Raw genomic sequence first — 20,386 nt, forward strand, 5'->3', positions numbered from 1 at the left:
AACGCCCAGCCCGCTCATCCCACACAACCCTGAGAGACACAACACCATGGACATTCTCAACGGCCTGATGCTCGGCCTTGAATCGGCACTGCAACCGGTCACGCTGCTGTATTGCTTTATTGGCGTGTTTCTGGGCACGCTGATTGGCGTGTTGCCAGGCATCGGGGCGCTCGCAACGATCTCGCTGCTGCTGCCCATCACCTACCACATTCCACCCACCGCAGCCATCGTAATGCTGGCGGGCATTTACTACGGTGCCCAATACGGCGGTTCCACCGCGTCGATTCTGCTGAACCTGCCGGGCACACCGTCTTCGGCCGTGGCCTGCCTTGACGGCTACCCCATGGCCAAGCAGGGCCGGGCGGGTGTCGCGCTGTTCATGACCACCATCGCCTCGTTTGTCGGCTCCATGCTGGGCATTCTGGCGCTGGTCCTGTTCTCGCCGGCCATTGCCGAACTGGGCCTGAAATTCGGCGCCGCCGAATACTTCGCGATGATGCTGCTGGGCCTCGTTGCCGCATCGGCCCTGGCCTCCGGCTCGCCGGCCAAAGGCTTGTCGATGGTGATCCTTGGCTTGTTGCTGGGCACGGTGGGCACCGACGTCAACTCGGGCCAGGCCCGTTTCGACTTCGGCATCCCTGAGCTGATGGACGGCATCAACCTGGTGGCGCTGGCCATGGGCATGTTTGGTGTTTCCGAGGTGATCTCAGGCATCAACCAGGTCCGCGGCAGCGACGTCAAGGAGAAAATCACGATGCGCACCATGACGCCCACGCGAAAGGACATGAAAGACTCGATCATGCCCATGCTGCGCGGCACCGGCATTGGCAGCTTCTTCGGCGCCCTGCCCGGCACCGGCGCTTCCATTGCATCATTCATGTCGTATGCCGTCGAAAAGAAGATTGCCAAGGACCCCAGCCGTTTTGGCAACGGTGCCATCGAGGGCATTACCGCACCCGAAGCGGCCAACAACGCTGCGGCCCAAACCGCCTTTGTGCCCACACTGTCGCTGGGTATTCCGGGCGACGCCGTGATGGCGCTGATGCTGGGTGCGCTGATCATCCACGGCATCCAGCCCGGCCCCATGCTCATGTCCCAACAGCCCGAGCTGTTCTGGGGCCTGATCGTGAGCTTCGGTATTGGCAACATCATGCTGCTGGTGCTGAACCTGCCGATGATCGGCATGTGGGTCGCCATTTTGCGCATCCCTTACCGGGTCTTGTTCCCAGCCATTCTGGTGTTCATCAGCCTGGGGGTGTACAGCGTCAACAACAACACCTTTGACGTGTTGATGGTCGCCGGTATCGGTGCCGTGGGCTATTTGCTGGCGGTGTTCAAGTTTGAAGCCGCTCCGCTGCTGCTCGGTTTTGTGCTGGGCCCACTGATGGAAGAAAACCTGCGCCGCGCCTTGCTGCTGTCGCGTGGCGAGCTGTCCACCTTCATCGAGCGTCCCATCAGCGCCGGCTTCCTTGCTTTTGGTGCGGCCATTCTGCTGTGGAGCGCCTGGGGTTCGCTGAGAGAATTCATGCGGGCCCGCGAGAAAGAAGCAGACGCCCAGCAGCTCTGACGCTGCAGCGCTGAAAAGCGCAACGCCGTGGGCATCAGCTGGTGATGCCCACGGCGTTTTTTTATGGGTGGTTCAATTCTTTTCAGTTCTTCATTTCAAACGCGGCCACCCCCCGGTTCACGGCGACATACAGGCTAGCTCGCTGGCTTTCGCTCACAAAGCTGGCTTCCACGCTGTTGCGCGCCAGGGTAAACACCTCGGTTTCGGACAAGCCCAGGGCGGCCACGGTTTGCGCAAAGTTGGCGTTCATGTAGCCACCGAAATAAGCGGGGTCGTCTGAATTCACCGTCACACAAAGCCCTGCGTCCAGCATCGTTTTCAGGGGGTGCTCGCGCAAGTCGCGCACCACGCACAGTTTCAGATTGGACAGCGGACACACCGTGAGCGGCAGGCGCGTGTGCGCCAGCTCAGCCACCAGCAGCGGGTCTTGCAGGCAGGCCACGCCGTGGTCAATGCGCTGGACCTTGAGCAAGTCAATGGCTTGCCACATGTATTCGGGCGGGCCCTCTTCGCCAGCATGTGCCACCAGGCGCAGTCCCAGCTCGCGGCAGCGCGCAAACACGCGCTCGAATTTTTCGGGCGGGTGCCCGAGTTCGCTGGAATCGAGCCCCACACCCACAAAATGCTCGCGGTAGGGCAGCGCGGCTTCCAGGGTGGCAAAGGCGTCTTCTTCGCTCAGGTGGCGCAAAAAACACAGGATCAGCGCCGAACTGACACCCAACTCAGCCTCGGCCTGGCGGCAGGCGCTGGCCAGCCCTTGCACCACCGTGGCCATGGGCACCCCACGGGCGGTGTGGGTCTGCGGGTCAAAGAAAATTTCGGCGTGGACCACGTTGTCGGCCTTTGCGCGCAGGAAATAAGCCCACGCCATGTCGTGAAAGTCTTCAGCCTTCAGCAATACGCTGGCACCGGCGTAATAAATGTCCAGAAAGCTCTGCAGATCGGTGAACGCATAAGCCGCGCGCAAGGCCTCCACGCTGGCGTAAGGCAGTGTCACGCCGTTGCGCTGGGCCAGCGCAAAAATGAGTTCAGGCTCCAGCGAGCCTTCAATGTGGATGTGCAGCTCGGCTTTGGGGATAGCGCGGGCCAGTGCCACAGCGCGTTCAACGGCAGGGTTCGTCATGTCAAGTCCTGGAAAGGTTCAAAAGCCGTGCGCGGTGTTCAGCACACACCGAGCGACACGCCCAGGCGGGTCAGGTATCGGCGGTAGGCGCTGGACATGCGGTCGGCCGGACTGTGCACCTCGGCTATGGGGCCGTCTTTGCCGATGGGCAAAGCCTTGGGCTGCTGCGACTCCACCACTGGTCGGTCTTGCGCAAACACCTCGTCCTGAAAGGCGCGCAGCTCCTCGTCATCCGACAAGTCGCCCAGCGTGGCCATGGCGAACCAGGCGGTGCACGAGCCGGCAGCGTCTGGCCGGATGAACAGCGCAATGGCGTTGCTCACTGGGTCGCCCTCGGTGGCGTCTTTGCGCAAGATGGCGGCAAACGGATGCGGCACGGTGTAGCGGTAGGCCACCCAACCGCCGTCACTCGCACCCGCATAAGCGCGCGGCTGCCAGGCGCGGCAGTCGCTGGCCACCAGGCCTTCAGCGGTTTCTTGCACCTGGCCGGTATCCACCTGCGCGTGGCTGCGGGCACCCAGCCAGCCTTCGTGCACAAAGCCAAAGTGGCTCAGGTCCAGAAAATTTTCCACCAGGCGCGGCGCGCTGGTGTTCACCTCGTAAGGACCACACAGCACTTGCCGCCACAGCGGGTCTTGCCAAGGGGCAAACGCGGGCGGCTGCTGCAAGCTGGCAGGCACGTGGGTACGGTCAGGCGCGGCCAGACGCACCCAGACCAGGCCGTGCTGCTCGCAGGCTTCAAACACCGTGGCCGTGTGCGCGGCCGGCGGCTCAAACAGCGGTGCAGCAGGCACATGCACGCAGCGCCCGCACGCGGCCGTGGCCTGAGCCGCCGCCGCATCGCCGCCAAACTGCCAGCCGTGGTACGGGCATTCCAGCCGCGCGCCGTGCAGGTGGTGCAGCACCCGACCCAGCGACAAGCGAGCGCCCCGGTGCGGGCAACGGTCGGCCCAGGCGTGCACCACACCCAGTGCGCCTTCGTGCCCTGGCTCACGCCAGAGCACGAGCGACTGCCCCAGCAGCGCCACCGCCACAGGCGCTTCACGCACGCTGTGCGAAGCGGTCACCGGGTGCCAGAGCTGTGCTTCGATCATGTGGGTACCTCAATGAAAAACGCCGCGGCTAAGAAGCAGCGGCGAGTGTGTCCGGCGCGCGCGCCCCACCCAGCATGCGGTGGAACCGGCTCTGCCGGGCCGCTTGCATCGCCCCCTTGGGGTGACGCGAAGCGGCGCAGAGAGGGGTGGTGCCTTAGTTCGGCACTTTGCCTTCTACGCCCTTGACATAGAACTTCACACCACCCAGGAAAGCGTCGTCGGCCACAGCGTCAGCCGCCAGCACTTCTTTTCCGGCCTGGTCCAGGATCGGGCCTTTCCAGATAGAGAAGCTGCCGTCTTTCAGACCATTGCGAATTTCGTCAATCTTGGCTTTGGTTTCGGCAGGCACGTCTTCGGCCACCGACACCATGTCAATCGCGCCTTCTTTCACACCCCACCACACGCCACCGGTGCTCCAGGTGCCTTCCAGCGCATCTTTGGTGGCCTTGATGTAGTAAGGCGCCCAGTTGATGATGGCGGAACCCAGGTGGGCCTTGGGGCCGTAGGCGGTCATGTCCGAGTCCCAGCCGAACGCGCGCTTGCCCATTTTTTCAGCGGTCTGCAGCACCGCCGAAGAGTCGGTGTTCTGGAACAGCACGTCAGCACCGCCGTTGATCAGCGAGGTGGCGGCTTCGGTTTCCTTCGGTGGGTCGAACCAGCCATTCACCCACACCACCTTGGTCTTGACCTTGGGGTTCACCGACTGGGCGCCCATGGTGAAGCTGTTGATGTTGCGGATCACTTCGGGAATTGGAATAGAGGCCACCACACCCAGGGTGTTGGACTTGGTCATGGCGCCAGCGATCACGCCCGCCATGTAAGCGCCTTCGTAGGTGCGGCTGTCGTAGGTGCGCAGGTTGGCAGCGGTTTTGTAGCCGGTGGCGTGCTCAAACTTCACGTCTGCAAAGTCGGGCGCCACTTTCAGCATGGGTTCCATGTAGCCGAAAGTGGTGCCGAAGATCAACTTGTTGCCCTGGCCGGCCAGGTCGCGAATGACGCGCTCGGCGTCGGCGCTCTCGGGCACGTTTTCCACAAAACTCGTCACGATCTTGTCGCCAAACTCGGCTTCCAGGGCCTTGCGGCCGTTGTCGTGGGCAAAGGTCCAGCCGCCGTCGCCCACCGGGCCCACGTAGGCAAACGCAATTTTCAGCGGCTCGGCTTTGGGCGCTTCCACCACCGCAGGTGCGGGTGCTGGTGCCGGGGCGGCCTCTTCTTTCTTGCCGCAGCCGATCAGCGCGGCGCTGGCCACTGCCGTGAGGGCAGCAAGCTTGATCAAGGAACGTTTGCTCAGGTCGGTCATGGAAACCTCTTGGTTGGATCAGGGGTTAGGAACAGGGAACTTCAAGAACGGAATACTGAAAAACTCAAGGCGAAATTATGCGCCGGGATAGAACGGTTTTCCGATCGAGGTCGGCATGTTGATGCGAATCCAGGTTGGGTTGCGGGAGATGAGCACCAGCACCACGATCGTGGCCACGTAGGGCATCATGGTCAGGAACTGGCTGGGCACGTTGACCCCGATCCCCTGCAAATGGAACTGCAACATGGTGACGCCACCGAACAGATACGCACCAAGCAATACGCGTGCCGGGCGCCAGGTGGCAAAGGTGGTGAGTGCCAGCGCGATCCAGCCCTTGCCAGCGATCATGCCCTCCACCCACAGCGGCGTGTACACGGTGGACACATAGGCGCCCGCCAGCCCGCACAGGGCGCCACCGGCCATGACGGCCATCAGCCGGATGCGGCGCACCGGGTAACCCAGCGCATGTGCCGACTCGGGGCTCTCGCCCACGCTGCGCAGCACCAGGCCGGCGCGTGTGCGGTACAAAAACCAGATCAGCCCAAACACAATGCCCACGCACACATACACCATGGGGTGGTGGCGAAACAGCGCCGGGCCGAGCAACGGAATGTCGGCCAGCACCGGAATGGCGAACTGGGTCTGCTCAGGCAGTTTTTCCTGAACGTAACGCGTGCCAGCGAAAGCCGAAAAACCGCCGCCAAAGAGCGACAGCGCCAGCCCGGTGGCGTACTGGTTGGTGTTGAGCCAGATCACCAGCCCACCAAAAATGGCCGCCAGCAAAGCCCCTGCTGCCATGCCGGCAGCAAAGCCAGCCACGGTGCTGCCGGTGTGCACCACCGTAGCGAAACCGGCCAGCGCGGCGCACAGCATCATGCCCTCGGCCCCCAGGTTGACAATGCCGGCCTTTTCGTTGATGAGCAGGCCCAGCGACGCAATGGCCAGCACGGTGCCGGCGTTGAGCGATGCGGCGATGAGGAGTGCGATGGATTCCATGTCAGTCTTTCCCGGTCATTTTTTCCACACGAGCCGATAGGCAATCAACGTGTCGCAGGCCAACAGCGCAAACAGCAGCAAACCCTGAAACACCCCGGTGATGGATTTGGGCAGACCCATGCGCGACTGCGCCAGCTCGCCGCCGATGTAGAACATGCTCATGAGGATGGCCGAAAACACAATGCCCACCGGGTGCAGGCGGCCCACAAAGGCCACGATGATGGCCGCGAAACCGTAGCCGGCCGGCACATACGGCGTAAGCTGGCCAATGGGCCCGGCCACTTCCAGCGCGCCGGCCAAGCCAGCTGCGCCGCCGGAGGTGAGCAGCGCGATCCACAGCGCCTTGCGCGACGAAAACCCGGCGTAGCGCGCGGCGGCTGGCGCCAGGCCGCCCACCAGCTGGGCGTAGCCGGCGTAGGTGCGAAACAGAAAGATCCACACCGCCGCCACACCGCCCAGCGCAATGAGCAGACCGATGTTGACGCGCGAGCCCTGCATGAGTTTGGGGATCTGCGTGACCGACTCAAAGGTCTTGGTTTGCGGAAAGTTGTAGCCCAGCGGGTCTTTCCAGGGGCCATAGACCAGAAAGTTCAGCACCTGCACCGCCACGTACACCAGCATCAGGCTGACCAGAATTTCGTTGGCGTTGAAGCGGTCGCGCAGCAACGCCACGATGCCCGCCCACACCATGCCGCCCAACACCCCCGCGGCCAGAATGGCCGGGATGATCCAGGGGCCGGTGGTTTTTTCGGCCATGAGCGCCACACCAGCAGCAAAAATAGCCCCAATGACAAATTGGCCCTCGGCGCCAATGTTCCACACATTGGAGCGAAAACACACCGCCAGCCCCAACGCAATGATGAGCAACGGCGTGGCCTTGACCATCAGCTCGGACAGGGCATAGGTGCTTTTGATGGGCTCCCAGAAAAACACCTGCAATCCCCGCACCGGGTCTTTGCCCAGCAACGCGAACAGAACGACACCGATGACCACGGTGATGGCCAGCGCCAGCAGCGGCGAGGCATAGCCCCAGCGCGCGGAAGGCTGGGGGCGGACTTCAAGCCGCAGCATGGGCGGTCTCCTTTGTGTTGTTGTGCGCAGGGGCTTCCCACAGGCCAGACATCCACTCGCCAATGCGCTCGATGGTGGCGTCTGCCCGGTTCAAGCTGGGTGACAACCTGCCCTTGGCGATGACGTGCAGGCGGTCGCTGATTTCGAACAGCTCGTCCAGCTCTTCGCTGACCACCAGCACCGCGCAACCGGCGTCGCGCAGCGCCAAAATTTCGCCGCGAATCTGCGCCGCCGCGCCCACGTCCACGCCCCAGGTGGGCTGGCTCACGATCAGCAGTTTGGGCTTGGCTTCGATCTCGCGGCCCACGATGAACTTTTGCAGGTTGCCGCCCGAGAGCGATTTGGCCGCCGCGTCCGGCCCGTTGGCCTTGACGTTGTAGCGCGCAATGATGTCGGCCGCCTGCGCCTTGAGGGCACCCAGCTTCAGCCAGCCGCCCGCGCCCAGCGCATCGCGGCGCGACAGCAGCAGGTTGTGCGCCAGCGACAGCGTGGGCACTGCGCCGCGGCCCAGGCGCTCTTCAGGCACAAAGTGCAGGCCCAGCGCACGGCGCTTGCCCGGGCCAAAGCGCGAGGCATCCACCCCGCCCACCCGTATGCTGCCCACCGGCGCCCGTGTGGTTTCGCCCGACAGGCAATACAGCAGTTCACTCTGGCCGTTGCCCGACACACCGGCAATGCCCACCACCTCGCCGCTGCGGACGGTCATCGCAATGCCAGCCAGATGGGTGCCAAACGGGTCGTCGCTGGCCAGCGTGAGGCCGGCCACCTGCAACACGTCGGCGCCCGCGTTGAGCGCGCGCACCTTCAGCGCCGGCGGCTCGGCGCCAATCATCAGGCGGCTCAGCGAGGCGTTGCTTTCCTCACGCGGGTCGCACACGCCGGTGACCTGCCCGCCGCGCAGCACCGTGCAGGCGTTGCACAGTTCGCGAATTTCATGCAGCTTGTGGCTGATGTACAAGATGCTGCAGCCTTCCGACGCCAGCTTCTTCAGCACCACAAACAGCTTTTCCACCGCCTGCGGCGTCAGCACCGAGGTCGGTTCATCCAATATGAGCAACTGCGGGTTGGTGAGCAGCGCGCGAATGATCTCCACTCGCTGCATTTCGCCCACGCTGAGCGTGTGCACGGGCCGTACCGGGTCAATGTCCAGGCCGTATTCGGCCGCCTTCGCGGTGATGCTGGCACTGACTTCGGACAGCGTGAGCGATTTGTCCAGCCCCAGCCACACGTTTTCGGCCACGGTGAGCGTGTCAAACAGGCTGAAGTGCTGAAACACCATGCTGATGCCCAGCGCGCGCGCTTCCTGTGGGTTGCGCACATGCACGGGCCGGCCGTTGAACATGACCGAGCCTTCGTCGGGCTTGACCGAGCCGTAGATGATTTTCATCAGCGTGGACTTGCCGGCGCCGTTTTCGCCCAGCACGGCGTGCACCTCGCCGGGCGCCACGGTGAGCGACACACCGTTGTTGGCCACCACGCCGGGGTAGCGCTTGGTGATGCCGGTCAATTGCAATCGGGCAGTGGTCATGGACTTCCTATGGGGTTTCAGGCTGCGGCGGCATCGGACTCAGGGCGGCGCAGCGAAGCCGCCACGCTCTTGACTTGCTCGCGCAGCCAGCGCGCGGCGTTGGACGCGTGGGTGCGTTCGTGCCAGAGTTGGTAATACATCATGCGGGGAAAAGGCACCGGGCACGGCAGCACCTGCACCGGTAGCGAGGCGGTGAAACGCTCGCAATATTGCCGCCCTGTGGTCAGCACCAGCAAACTGCCTGCCACCATGGCGGGAATCAGCCCGAAATGCGGGCAGCGCACCGTGATGTGGCGGGTGAGCCCCTGCGAAGCCAGGTGGTCGTCGATGACACCGCGGGCGCCGGGGTGGGTGGGCGTGGGGGCAATGTGCTCGGCCGCCAGCCAGGCTTCTGCGTCCCAGCCCCGGCGCACGGCCGGGTGCTGGTTGGACACCAGGCACACCACCTCGTCGCCAAACAGCCGGCCCAGGTGCAGGTCGTCGGGCGGCTTGGCCCAGTTGCCGATCACCACGTCCACCTCGCCCTGCGCGATTTGCTGGCGGTAGTCGGCGTCGGCCGAGAGCGGGTGGATGTCGATCGGGCACTGGGGCGCCAGGCTTTTGATTTGCGTCACCAGCTGGGGCAGAAACAGCGGGTCCAGGTAGTCGCTGGCGGCCAGGCTGAAACTGTGCTGGGCGGTGGCGGGGTCGAAGCTGCGGGCGTCTGAAAACAACACGGCCGCGCTGCGCAAGATGTCGGCCGCGGGTTCGATCATGCGCAGACCCGCCACCGTGGGCACCATGCCGGCGCCCGAACGCACCAAAAGCGGGTCACCGGCCAGGTCGCGCAGGCGCTTGAGCGCTGCACTCACCGCCGGCTGGTACATGCCCAGACGCAGCGCCGCGCGCGACACACTGCGCTCGGTGAGCACGGTGTGGAGCACACGGATCAGGTGCAGATCAATCTTGTCGAACATGGAGACGTATTTCATACCCTTGTCATATGCAAGTGAATGGTGTTTTGGGCATTCGGGCCATACGCATGAGCATATGTTGTGCCATGGCGGTGGCGCTATGCTGGCGCGCATGACCTCTGAAATTGTCTCCCGTCCCCTGACTTTCTTGCGGCGCGGCCAGCCCGTGACGCTGCGCAATGTACCACCCGACCGAACCCTGCTGGAGGTGCTGCGCGAAGACCTGCACCTGAGCGCCACCAAAGAAGGCTGCGGCGAGGGCGACTGCGGTGCCTGCACCGTGGTGCTGGGTGAAGCGGTGGGCGGTCGGCTCAGCTACCGGGCCGTCAACAGCTGCATCCGCCTGGCCCATTCGGTGTCGGGCATGGCGGTGTTCACTGCCGAGGACATAGGCTCCGACGCTGGCGAACTGCACCCCGCCCAAGAGGCCATGTTGCAGTGCCACGCCAGCCAGTGCGGCTTTTGCACACCGGGCTTTGTGATGAGCCTGTTTGGTGCTTACCAGAACAGTGGCGGACGGGGCATCAGCCGCGAGCAGGCGCAGGCCGACCTGTCGGGCAACCTGTGCCGCTGCACCGGCTACCGCCCCATTCTGGATGCGGCTGAAACCATGGGCAGCCTGCCGCTGCCCGCCGGCTGTGCGGTGGACGAAGCTGCCACACTGGTCGCGCTGAAAGCCCTGAAAACCCGGCCCAGCGACAACGCCAGCTACCTGCGCCCCACCACCTTGGCCGCGCTGTTGCAGCAACGGGCCAAGTTTCCCAAAGCCCAGGTGGTGGCCGGCTGCACCGACGTGGGCCTGTGGGTGACCAAGCTGCACAAGCGGTTTGAGCGGGTGCTCGACGTGACCGCTGCACGCGAGCTGCGCCGGGTTGAACGCTACCCGCACCACATCGCCATTGGTGCCTCCGTGCCGTTGGCCGACGCGTTCGCCGCGTTGGTGCAAGAGCGCCCACAGCTGCTCGCGTTTTCACAGCGCTTTGCCGGCCTGCCGGTACGCAACTCAGGCACGATGGGCGGCAACGTGGCCAACGGCTCGCCCATTGGCGACAGCATGCCGCTGCTGATTGCGCTGGGCGCCAGCGTGGTGCTGATGCGCTGGAAAAAGACCGCTGCCGGTGGTGAAGTGGCCCACCGCGAGTTGCGACTGGAAAACCTGTACACCGGCTACCGCACCAACGTGATGCGCCCCGATGAACTGCTGTGCTGGATCAAAGTGCCACGACCCATGCCAGACGAAACGATGAAGGCCTACAAGATCAGTAAGCGCTTCGACGACGACATTTCCGCCGTCTGCCTGGCCATCCAGATGACGGTGCAAGACGGCGTGGTGCAACACATTTCCATCGGCGCCGGTGGCGTGGCCGCCACCCCGGCCCGCGCCTGCCAGACCGAAGCCGCCCTGCTCGGCCAGCCCTGGAACGCAGACACCGTCACACACGCCATCGCGGTGTTGCGCGCCGAATTCCAGCCCATATCGGACATGCGCGCCAGCGCCCGCTACCGCCACACCGTGCTGGGGAACCTGCTGCAGCGCTTCTGGCTGGAAAGCCAAGGCATGACGGCCATCAACCTCGAAAACATCCAGACGCTGGAGGCACTGGCATGAACGCACCAGCCGCAGGCCAATCCAGATTCCACGAAAGCGCCCGCGCCCAGGTCGCTGGCGCAGCCACCTACATCGACGACATACCCGAAGTGCGCGGCACGCTGCACGCCGCGCCGGTGTGCTCACCCGTGGCCCACGGCACGCTGCTGGGGCTAGACGCCAGCGCCGCCCTGGCCGTGCCGGGCGTGCGCGCCTTCATCAGCGCGCAGGACATTCCGGGCGACACCCTGCTTGCTGCCTTTGCCCACGACGAGCCGGTGTTCGCCCATGGCACGGTGCAGTTTCTCGGCCAGGTGGGCGGACTGATCGTGGCCGACACGGTGATGGCCGCCCGCCGCGCCGCGCGGCTGGTGAAATGGAATGTAGAGACTCTGCCGGCTGTGCTCAGCGTGCACGAAGCCCACGCGCAGCAAAGCTACGTGTTGCCGCCGGTGCATGTGAAGCGCGGCGACGCGCAGGCCGCCCTGCAACGCGCGCCGCACCAGCTGGAAGGCACGTTTGAGGTGGGCGGCCAGGAACACTTTTACCTGGAAGGCCAGATCGCCTACGTGCTGCCGCTGGAGCAGAACCAGTGGTGGGTGTACAGCAGCACCCAGCACCCCGGCGAGGTGCAGCACTGGGTATCGCACGCGCTGGGTCTGCCCAACCACGCCGTCACCGTGGAATGCCGGCGCATGGGCGGCGGCTTTGGCGGCAAGGAAACGCAGGCCGGGCACCTGGCGGTGTGGGCGGCCATTGCAGCCAACCAACTGAAATGCCCGGTGAAGCTGCGGCTGGACCGCGACGACGACTTTCTGATCACCGGCAAACGCCACCCCTTCGCCTACCACTACCGCGCCGGTTTTGACGACAGCGGCCTGCTCTGCGGGCTGGAACTGGAGATGCTGGTCAACTGCGGCTTCAGCGCCGACCTGTCCGGCCCGGTGGCCGACCGCGCCATCTTCCACGCCGACAACGCCTACTATCTGGAAGACGTATCGATCAGCTCCTACCGCTGCAAAACCAACACCCAAAGCCACACGGCGTTTCGCGGCTTCGGCGGCCCGCAAGGCGTGATCGTGATCGAGCGCATCCTGAGCGACATCGCGCGCACGCTCGGCCTGGACCCGCTGGATGTGCGGCTGCGCAACCTGTACAGCGATGAAGTCATCGCGCCGAAGAGTGAAACCACGCCGGAACGGCGCCGTGACACCACCCACTACCAGATGAAGGTGGAAGACAACATCCTGCAGCCGCTCATCTCGCAACTCGCGCGCACCAGCGGCTACCGCGAGCGGCGCGAGCAGATTGCTGCCTGGAACGCGCAAAGCCCGGTCATCAAGCGCGGCATCGCGCTCACGCCGGTCAAGTTCGGCATCAGCTTCACCGCCACGCTGTTCAACCAGGCCGGTGCGCTGGTGCATGTGTACACCGACGGCAGCGTGCAGGTGAACCACGGCGGCACCGAAATGGGCCAGGGGCTGAACACCAAGGTGGCCCAGATCGTGGCCGACGAGCTGGGCGTGCCGTTTGAGCGCGTGCTGTGCACGGCGGCCGATACCAGCAAAGTGCCCAACGCCAGCGCCACCGCCGCCAGCAGCGGCACCGACCTGAACGGCCGCGCCGCCCAGTTCGCCGCGCGCACCGTGCGCAGCAACCTCGCCGCCTTCGTGGCCGGGCTCGACGGCGTGGGCGCGGGCTCGGTGCGGTTTGCCGGCGGCCACGTCACCACCGAAAAATCCAGCCGCCGGTTTGAAGACGTGGTAGGCGCCGCCTACGCCAACCGCATCCAGCTCTGGAGCGACGGTTTCTACCGCACACCCAAAATCCACTACGACAAAACCACCCTCACCGGCCGGCCGTTTTATTACTTCTCCTACGGCGCCGCCGTGAGCGAAGTCGCCATCGACACCCTCACCGGCGAAAGCCGCGTGCTGAAGGTGGACATCCTGCACGACGTGGGCCACAGCATCAACCCGGCCATCGACATTGGCCAGATTGAAGGCGGCTTTGTGCAGGGCATGGGCTGGCTCACCACCGAGCAGCTGGTGTGGGACGCCAAAGGCCTGCTGCGCACCCACGCCCCCAGCACCTACAAAATACCCACCACCGGCGACGTGCCCGCCCATTTCAAGGTGGACCTCTGGCCCGAGCCGAACCGGGAAGACAACGTACACGGCAGCAAAGCCGTGGGCGAGCCGCCGTTCATGCTGGGCATCAGCGTGTTTGAAGCGCTGCGCAACGCGGTGGCGCAGGCGGGTGGGAACCCTGAGGCGATGAACGCACCGGCCACGGCGGAAGAGGTGTTGCGGGCCTTGGGGGAATAAGAAGTTCACAGCGCTGGGCGAGCCTTCAGTTACCCAGGGTGGCGCGTTGCATACAAAGCCTGGAGGGCGTTTTGTAGCGGGAGCGGCCTGTGGGCGCTGCCAAGCTTACTGACGCAAACAGCTAATAAGAGGCTGTACGAGGTACTACGGTCATCGGGCTTTCGAGACCAACTGGCGCCAAGTGACCGACCGCTTCATCATCACTCAGACTGACGGTACCAACCCTGGGTGGACTCCTTGACTTGCCCAACTTGAGCGTGCCCGGAGCATCTTTTTCGGTCAATCTGCGGAGGCTTGCTTGCGTATGTCTCGGCAGAGGTTGTGGAACGTTCGGTGGTCGCTCGGAGTGCTGGGGACTGTCACGAACCCATTGCCAGATGGGGTGCGCAGCTTACCGTGTTTGCCTCGGCTGAATTGCCAACCCTCCCGAACAAGGTCTGCGACCAACTTGTTGATCTGTTTGTCCCGACAGTAGCGCATGAAAGTCCCCCTGTTAATGCAATAACAGGAGGATCTGATTTCGGCACTGCAAAGTCCCGACACGGCGCCGAACCAAAGTCTGGAAAATTCGAGAGGATACTCAGCCGCTATATGAACTACTTGCGCGCTTAACAAGGAAATCGACGATGGCATGGCGCCCGTGGTCCACTGCGACCCACAGGGCGTCATACCGTTCGAGTGCGGAAGACTGCATCAGCACCATGTCTGCGTCGCCGCCATGCTCGACCAGAGACTTGAAGATTTCAATGTCTCCAATCTGCGCAGCGAACAGGGTTGGCGTCCATTCGGCCAGATGGTGAGGTTCGACCTTGTAGCGCCGGTTGGCGTCGGCACCACATTTCAACAGCGCGAGCACCACCTTGCGACGTGGCTCGGCTGGCCTTATGTAGTGCTCCATCACAGCATCGAAAATGGCGCGATTTCTCGGAGAAGCTTCGCGGAGAGCAGCTTGCACCTGGCGTCGTGCGACCAGTTGGATGTCCAGTGCAGCGCCGTCCTTGGCGTCGTGGACATCGGCCCTGGTCTTTCCTGCCAGGTACGCTGTTTCTTGGGTCGGATCAGTACGATGAATGCTGCCGTGCAAGAGCAACATCGCGTAGCAGAGCGCCGACACCGAATAGTCGCTGGGCTGTTCGACATCGGCGCCCAACGCAATCAGACGCTCCACGGCTTCTGCGTCGGCCATCTCGATGGCAATCTTCAGCGGCGTTTCACGGCTGGTTGATGCCTGGCGGTTGACCGTTTCCTTCGACAAGTCGAGCTGCAACAAGTAATCCATGATGACCGGATCACCCCGGTCGCACGCCCGGCGCATGGCATAGGTGAGTGCCCCCTCACCGGATTCCTTGATGAAATCGTTCGGGTCGCCTCCGGCTGCAATGGCGCGTTTGACATCAGAGAGTGAGCCTTCGCGTATGGCATCCATCAATGGCGTTCGTCGCGTGCGCCCTTCGGCGTGTTTCACCTTCCGGTTCGGACTCTTCAACTGTTCCCGGCTGAGTTCAAAGGGTGTCTCCCTCAAGATGAATTCGACCGGTGGTGGAACTCGATCCTTTGCCTTCTGAGGTGAAAACTGGCGCTCGAATGCGAAGGCTAGTCGGCGGCGCTCTTGTTCATCGAGTGGTCTCTTCGGCCATCGATTGAGGCCAAGCATGAATGTCTTGTCCCAGTAATGCTGAGCCGCAACGCTGTCGCCCACGCCTACTGCATGAAGCAACGCCTCGTTCAGCATCGGCAGTTGGTTCGGGCCACCGAACCACCAGACACCCTCCACGGCCTTTTCATAAAGAGCTAACGCATCGGCTTTGCGGCCCTTTATTGCGGCGAGTCTTCCAGCGAACCAGTCGTGGATGTGCTGATACGAACGTCGCCAATGCGGGGGTTCCTGCTCGATAAGGCGTTGAAAGCTGTTCAGGTCACGTTGTGCCGCATCAAGGTTACGCAGTTCCACTGAGAAATGCCGCTCGATTCGAGTCAGCAGAGGAATTGCCAATTCGCGAACTGGCTGTGCCCCAGCAATCAGACTCTGGTGAGTCAGTTTGGTCAGGAACTCTTGCAGTGACCATGGATGCTGCCGTCTCAGCTCAAAATCCTGTCGGATGAGTTTACGGGTCTCAATAGTCAGCGATTGGAATGCGACAGCGAAAGTCAACCAGCCAGTAAGTTGGTCCACATCTTGAGGCGAGTGCTGTTTACCTCCACTATTGTCATGTAGTACCTTCAACACGGTCTTACGAAACGGCCACTGCAACTCACGGGTAGGCTCACCGGCCATCCAACGCTCAGTTGTCCTGGGAGTTTCGTGAAGACGGGACACAATTTCACTTTCGGTCAACTTTGCGAAGTTCGCTATCAGCTTGACCCAAGCGGCTACTGGACTGCTCCACCAGGAATCGATGTCTATGCCAGGGTGTTCGTGAGCCACCAGCTTTACAAGGCCCGACAACATCGGAACCTCGAAGCCGTGGCGAACAGCCGCTCCCCCTGATTCATCAGCAAGGGGGCCGGTATCGACCGCTTGCACGGACTGTTGAATGGCGCAGCGCGTCTTGTGCCAAGTCAGGCGGAAGAACTGTGCCCACTGCACGCCGCAGTCCACGGCCATGTCGCGCTGGACGGCGTCTTCGATTTTCACCATCAAGTCGCACGATGAGCCTGGGCGAAAATCGGTGGCCAAGTCGTCAAGATCTTTGTCTAGGCCGAGGTCGGTGATTCGGCGACGGTAGCCCGCACTGGTGATGAGTGCTCGGAGGAGCTGGCCGACCTGTGGAAAAACGTAGATTGTCATATCTGTTGTGTTTGGGCGGGCGGCACGGATGCCGCCCGTGCCGATTTAGCGTTTACCAACCTTCGTGGCCGCACTCTGGGCTCGCGCAGCAAAACTGCCCTTGGCAACGCCACCGCCATTGCCCTTGGCCGCCGTGCCCTGAATGCGGGAAGCCGCAACAGGAGTCATCGGCGATGCGGGGCGACCGGCCGGGGTGGAAATCTTCGTGTTCATGTCAGTCCTTTCGGGGAAATACGTGCCAAAAGCAGCACGTCGCTATCCTCCTGCAGGCACTGATTTCGATCACGACACGGCACCGAATGATTCTGGTGATTTTTCTGCTGAAGCATTTCGCTGCCCATAGTCAAAGCGATCATCGAAGCTTCAGGTGCGGTTTTGCAGCGAATGCTGACGGAGATGTAGCAATACTGAATTCACAGTCATGGCCACACAGCGTGTCATCCATGCGCCAGTGGCACCTTAGAGAAATGAGGGACTTTCAACCTTGATGCGGCGCCCCGTCAGGGTCCTCTTCCAGCCAACGCATCGGTACGAGCTTGATGCCTTCACGCCACTCTTTCAGGCCCACAACCCCCGCACTGTCGCCCCACACGTCGCGCGACGCATGGTCCAGCACAATGACCTGCAGCTTGCCCTCGGCTCTCATCACAACCTTGCCCAGGACCTCGAAGACCTTGCGCACTGCGTCGATATCCTCGTCGCGCAGGCGCAGCTCCTGATCCCCTTCATCCGGACGTCGCACCAAGTTCTTTGGGAAGTAAACCTGGCTGGGCTGATCCAGCACTAGGAAGCCTGGCACCGGGCTCTGATTCTGGGACAGGTAGAACTGATGAAGCGCCAGCAGCATGGCAAGGTGGTAGGAAAGCCAGTTAGAGCCGCTGCCAATTTCCGACAGGTAATCGTCACGATCCGCGCCGCGGACTTTGATCGTCAGGTCGCTGATTTCCAGCGAGATCGGGTCGTCCGGGTTCTCGACGTCTAGGGAGGGCAGGAGTCGACCGGCATGGCTATTTACGGCATTCAGGGCGCGGCGCTTGCGAGTGTCTACCTCCTGTGCTTTCAACTCGGCCTCCAACGCTTGCACGATGTCGCGCATCTTTGCCACCTCGTCCACCAAGCCGCTGTCGCTGCCCAGTCGCCTGTGCAGATCCAACGCTGCTTCCAAATTCCCGACAAAGCGCTCGCCCTTTTTCGCCGCGAACTGGCGCTCACTGGCTTCCTTTGATCGGCCGGACAATGCCCGCTTGCGAAGCTGAACTGAGCGAAGGCGTTCTGTTGTCACGCCAACCTCGGTCGTCACACGCTGCAATTCCCGATCGAAGGCCGCAGGTACTTCCTTGTCCACGCCGACCTCAGCCTCAACTTCTTCAAGCCGGGCGGACAGCACTTCGAGCTTTGTGCGGGCCGACGCCGTGTGGCTGCCACACATGGGGCAGTCAGCCTGGTCGTCGGTATGGCCGATCAACCAACTGGACAGCTGTAGGCGGCCCCGCTGCAAGCCGATGGCGGCGTCGTACTGGTTGCCACCCACGCGCATTCGGTTCATCTCTTCCAGCCGGTGCCGCAGCGTGGTCAGCTCGCGCGATACCTCCCGCTCCTCCGCCTCCAGGCCGTTGAGTTCGCTCAGAGCTTCGGAAATTGTCGCAGTGCTGACAGTGATCGTCAGATCCGTGCGGGCGACAACCTCTTCTAGCAACTCGATCATCTGGCTCCGCGTCAGCTGCTGCTCCGGCTTAGGAGTCAGGCCCAACTCCTGCGCCTCGCTGAACTTGGCGGTGAGATCGGCCAGCCAGCGCGCCGACACCTCCTGGGCTTCCTTGAGTTCGCGCTCCTTGCGCCTCAACTCCGACCTCGTGCGCTGCAGCTCGAACTGCTTGGCCATCAACCCTGGTGTCACTGCCCCCAACACGTAAGGGAAGATCTTGCGCAGCTTCTCGCGGTGCTCGTAGGTGTTGGTCTTGAAGAACAACACATCAGGGTTGGCAATTATGTTCTGCGGCTGAAAAGTGAAGGCAGCCAGATCCCGAAAACTCGGCCGTCCGTCGAAGCCGGTCGATTCCTCGCCGCCCGAAAAGTCCAGCTTTGAGAGACCTGCCAGGTCGTCAAGCAGACGCTTCACCGCATCGGCATTAGTGTTCTTTACGATGCGGTGCGGCACGTCGACGATGGTGTTTGCTTCCATCAGAAACATGTCGTCGGTGCTTCGCTGCGCGCCGGGTTCCCGACGCGCCAGCAGTTTGTCGCCTTGGGCGGTCGCAACGATCACACCGAACCACTCGCAGTGCTTGCGGATGGTGTTGACAGGGATGGAGCAGGTGCTGGAGCCCAGGCAATAATCAATGATGGGGATGACCGCTGACTTGCCGGTACGCGAGGCCCCGCTGATCACATTGACCTTGCCTAAGGCAAACTGCAGCCGACGCGGTTTGAAGGCCGAATTACGGGGCCAAAGCAGAATCGCACGGATCTGGAAAAACATCAGAGCCTCACCTTTAGTGTTGTCGCAATCTCGTGCAGGGTCAGTGACCCGCACCACGCGCCGAGCTTTTCCGCGTCGTTCATCAGCTGCTTTACTTCATCGGGCAGCCCGCGCGCCTTGGTCTTGGACAAGGGTATGACCTCGCCGGTTTCGGTCAGATGGATCAAGTGCCCCGCCGCCGCCAGTTCGATCGATTGCAGCGTCAGGGTTCGCCAGCGCAGCGCTCGATCATGGATCTGCAGCAGCAGGTCTTGCTTGGAGACGGTGGTGTCGCCGAATTTGGCCGCGAAGGCTCGAAGGCCCGAACTCGGCCGGGTACGGCGCAGCAGTTCGGCGGTAGCCTGGTGCAACACGATTGGCAACACTACAAACAATGTGGGCAGAGCAGGCGCGTCGTTCGTTGGGTGTGTCGTCCCATAGGCACAGCAAAAGCGCCAAAGGATGGCCGCGCCAAGTGCGGGGTTCTGTACGTTCTGCGCTTCTCTTGCCAGCATCGTCATGCCGCCTTCTTAGGTCTGAGCTGAACTGCGAACTCAGGATGCCAGCCGATCAACAGGTCATCAGCCAAGCGGTGCAGGCAGCCCGGGATGAAGTGGTCAGGTGTCTCCTTCTGCTGCACAGCCACGGTGAGGTCCATGCAATCGGCGTATAGCGCTAAACCCTGCACATCAAGGCATTTGTCACCATGAGCAACCTTGCAGGCAAGCCGCTTGTTCTTCCACCTGCGCTTGAGGTTGACGTCAAGTTCGTCGAACGACGTGGGGTCCACGTCTCCGCTAGCGGCCCAAGCCGTGCGGTCCGCTGCTGCCATGAGGTAGTCACTCACTGCCTCGAGCTTGTCCTCAAACGGCAAACCGATCATGTCAAGCTGTTGAACGAACACCCTGGGAAGATAGACTTCGGTTTCTTGATCGCTGGGCCGCTTTGCATGACTTTGCAGCACCGTGTCTCGGTCGATCTTCTGGACGTAAGCGGTGTACCAAGTGTGGAACTCGTCGCTCGTGACGATGGCCGGCTTACCCACCTCTAAGAGCTCGTCAATACGATTCTTGACGACGCCACTCATGTGGTCAGCGATGTCACGAATGCGGCTATGCGAGATCGGGTGTGTCTTGAGAATGGCTATGACGTCGGCCTGCGGGCTCCCCGAGGCGCACGTCAGGGTGAAGTTTTTGATCACCCGCGTCACCAGCTCTGGGTCGGCATCGAAGACTTTGCCAACGTAGTGCGTGATCTCAGTCGCGACAGCGCTACGCAGGGGGTATTTCGGCGCCTCGCCCCACAGCGTGGTGCGCGCCATCAGGATGGCGGCCTGGGAGGCGTCCAACGTTGTGGCAGCAGAAAAGGCATCGACCAGTGTCCCCGACACGGGGCGCGACACATACATCTCGAACACCGTACGGTCCGGATCGCAGCCGCCCTCCTCTGCCAACGTGATCCAGTTCGACAAAGTCTTCCAAAGCGATTTGGCTCGATCCGCTACAGGGTTGGCCGTGCGAGCGCTCTTGCTCTGTCCGAGCTTGACACCCTCGGGATCTTCCTGCGCGACGTCGTCCAAATACTCCATGCTGC

At 62.6% G+C, this 20,386-nt stretch carries 15 protein-coding genes; 3 read left to right on the top strand and 12 right to left on the bottom strand.

Annotated features, from left to right (window positions below; all coding sequences use genetic code 11):
* Positions 1-46: 46 nt before the first annotated feature.
* Positions 47-1,567, top strand: coding sequence for a tripartite tricarboxylate transporter permease (locus ACTG4K_RS15360; protein ID WP_439115083.1), 1,521 nt, complete (start codon positions 47-49; stop codon positions 1,565-1,567).
* Positions 1,568-1,649: 82 nt separating this feature from the next.
* Here the strand turns inward: ACTG4K_RS15360 and ACTG4K_RS15365 are convergent, their stop codons facing one another.
* The 7 genes from ACTG4K_RS15365 to ACTG4K_RS15395 form a co-directional block, all read right to left on the bottom strand.
* A complete protein-coding gene (locus ACTG4K_RS15365; RefSeq protein WP_439115084.1) occupies positions 1,650-2,690 on the bottom strand; it encodes an adenosine deaminase in 1,041 nt (346 codons plus the stop codon).
* Positions 2,691-2,728: 38 nt separating this feature from the next.
* A complete protein-coding gene (locus ACTG4K_RS15370) occupies positions 2,729-3,784 on the bottom strand; it encodes a Rieske 2Fe-2S domain-containing protein (RefSeq protein ID WP_439115085.1) in 1,056 nt (351 codons plus the stop codon).
* A gap of 154 nt (positions 3,785-3,938) precedes the next feature.
* Positions 3,939-5,084: a BMP family ABC transporter substrate-binding protein gene (locus ACTG4K_RS15375; RefSeq protein ID WP_439115086.1), complete on the bottom strand. Its 1,146-nt coding sequence runs from the start codon at positions 5,082-5,084 to the stop codon at positions 3,939-3,941.
* 75 nt (positions 5,085-5,159) lie between these two features.
* Complete coding sequence (locus tag ACTG4K_RS15380; protein WP_439115087.1) at positions 5,160-6,080, bottom strand: ABC transporter permease; 921 nt, start codon at positions 6,078-6,080, stop codon at positions 5,160-5,162.
* Between the two features lie 15 nt (positions 6,081-6,095).
* Positions 6,096-7,151 carry an ABC transporter permease gene (locus tag ACTG4K_RS15385; RefSeq protein WP_439115088.1) on the bottom strand — a complete coding sequence of 352 codons (1,056 nt, stop codon included), beginning with the start codon at positions 7,149-7,151 and terminating at the stop codon, positions 6,096-6,098.
* A complete protein-coding gene (locus tag ACTG4K_RS15390) occupies positions 7,138-8,679 on the bottom strand; it encodes an ABC transporter ATP-binding protein (protein ID WP_439115089.1) in 1,542 nt (513 codons plus the stop codon). The genes ACTG4K_RS15385 and ACTG4K_RS15390 overlap by 14 nt, the downstream gene beginning before the upstream one ends.
* Before the next feature lie 17 nt (positions 8,680-8,696).
* Positions 8,697-9,650 carry a LysR family transcriptional regulator gene (locus tag ACTG4K_RS15395; protein ID WP_439115090.1) on the bottom strand — a complete coding sequence of 318 codons (954 nt, stop codon included), beginning with the start codon at positions 9,648-9,650 and terminating at the stop codon, positions 8,697-8,699.
* A gap of 94 nt (positions 9,651-9,744) precedes the next feature.
* On the opposite strand from ACTG4K_RS15395, the gene xdhA reads away from it, so the two are divergent.
* Complete coding sequence (xdhA, locus tag ACTG4K_RS15400) at positions 9,745-11,241, top strand: xanthine dehydrogenase small subunit (protein ID WP_439115091.1); 1,497 nt, start codon at positions 9,745-9,747, stop codon at positions 11,239-11,241.
* Positions 11,238-13,547 (top strand): xanthine dehydrogenase molybdopterin binding subunit, encoded by a 2,310-nt coding sequence (gene xdhB / locus ACTG4K_RS15405; protein ID WP_439115092.1) that lies wholly within the window; start codon positions 11,238-11,240, stop codon positions 13,545-13,547. The genes xdhA and xdhB overlap by 4 nt, the downstream gene beginning before the upstream one ends.
* Before the next feature lie 580 nt (positions 13,548-14,127).
* Here xdhB and ACTG4K_RS15410 read toward each other — a convergent pair.
* The 5 genes from ACTG4K_RS15410 to ACTG4K_RS15430 all read right to left on the bottom strand — a co-directional run bounded on the left by ACTG4K_RS15410 (position 14,128) and on the right by ACTG4K_RS15430 (position 20,381).
* Positions 14,128-16,335, bottom strand: coding sequence for an ankyrin repeat domain-containing protein (locus ACTG4K_RS15410; RefSeq protein ID WP_439115093.1), 2,208 nt, complete (start codon positions 16,333-16,335; stop codon positions 14,128-14,130).
* A gap of 45 nt (positions 16,336-16,380) precedes the next feature.
* Positions 16,381-16,548: a hypothetical protein gene (locus ACTG4K_RS15415; RefSeq protein WP_439115094.1), complete on the bottom strand. Its 168-nt coding sequence runs from the start codon at positions 16,546-16,548 to the stop codon at positions 16,381-16,383.
* Positions 16,549-16,813: 265 nt separating this feature from the next.
* Complete coding sequence (locus tag ACTG4K_RS15420) at positions 16,814-18,814, bottom strand: DUF3732 domain-containing protein (RefSeq protein WP_439115095.1); 2,001 nt, start codon at positions 18,812-18,814, stop codon at positions 16,814-16,816.
* Positions 18,814-19,314 carry a three component ABC system middle component gene (locus ACTG4K_RS15425; RefSeq protein WP_439115096.1) on the bottom strand — a complete coding sequence of 167 codons (501 nt, stop codon included), beginning with the start codon at positions 19,312-19,314 and terminating at the stop codon, positions 18,814-18,816. The genes ACTG4K_RS15420 and ACTG4K_RS15425 overlap by 1 nt, the downstream gene beginning before the upstream one ends.
* Positions 19,311-20,381, bottom strand: a complete 1,071-nt coding sequence (locus ACTG4K_RS15430) for an ABC-three component system protein (protein ID WP_439115097.1) — start codon at positions 20,379-20,381, stop codon at positions 19,311-19,313. Before ACTG4K_RS15430 ends, ACTG4K_RS15425 begins: the two co-directional genes overlap by 4 nt.
* Positions 20,382-20,386: the final 5 nt, after the last annotated feature.

The sequence above is a fragment of the Hydrogenophaga sp. genome (genome assembly GCF_965657535.1).
GTDB lineage: Bacteria > Pseudomonadota > Gammaproteobacteria > Burkholderiales > Burkholderiaceae_C > Hydrogenophaga.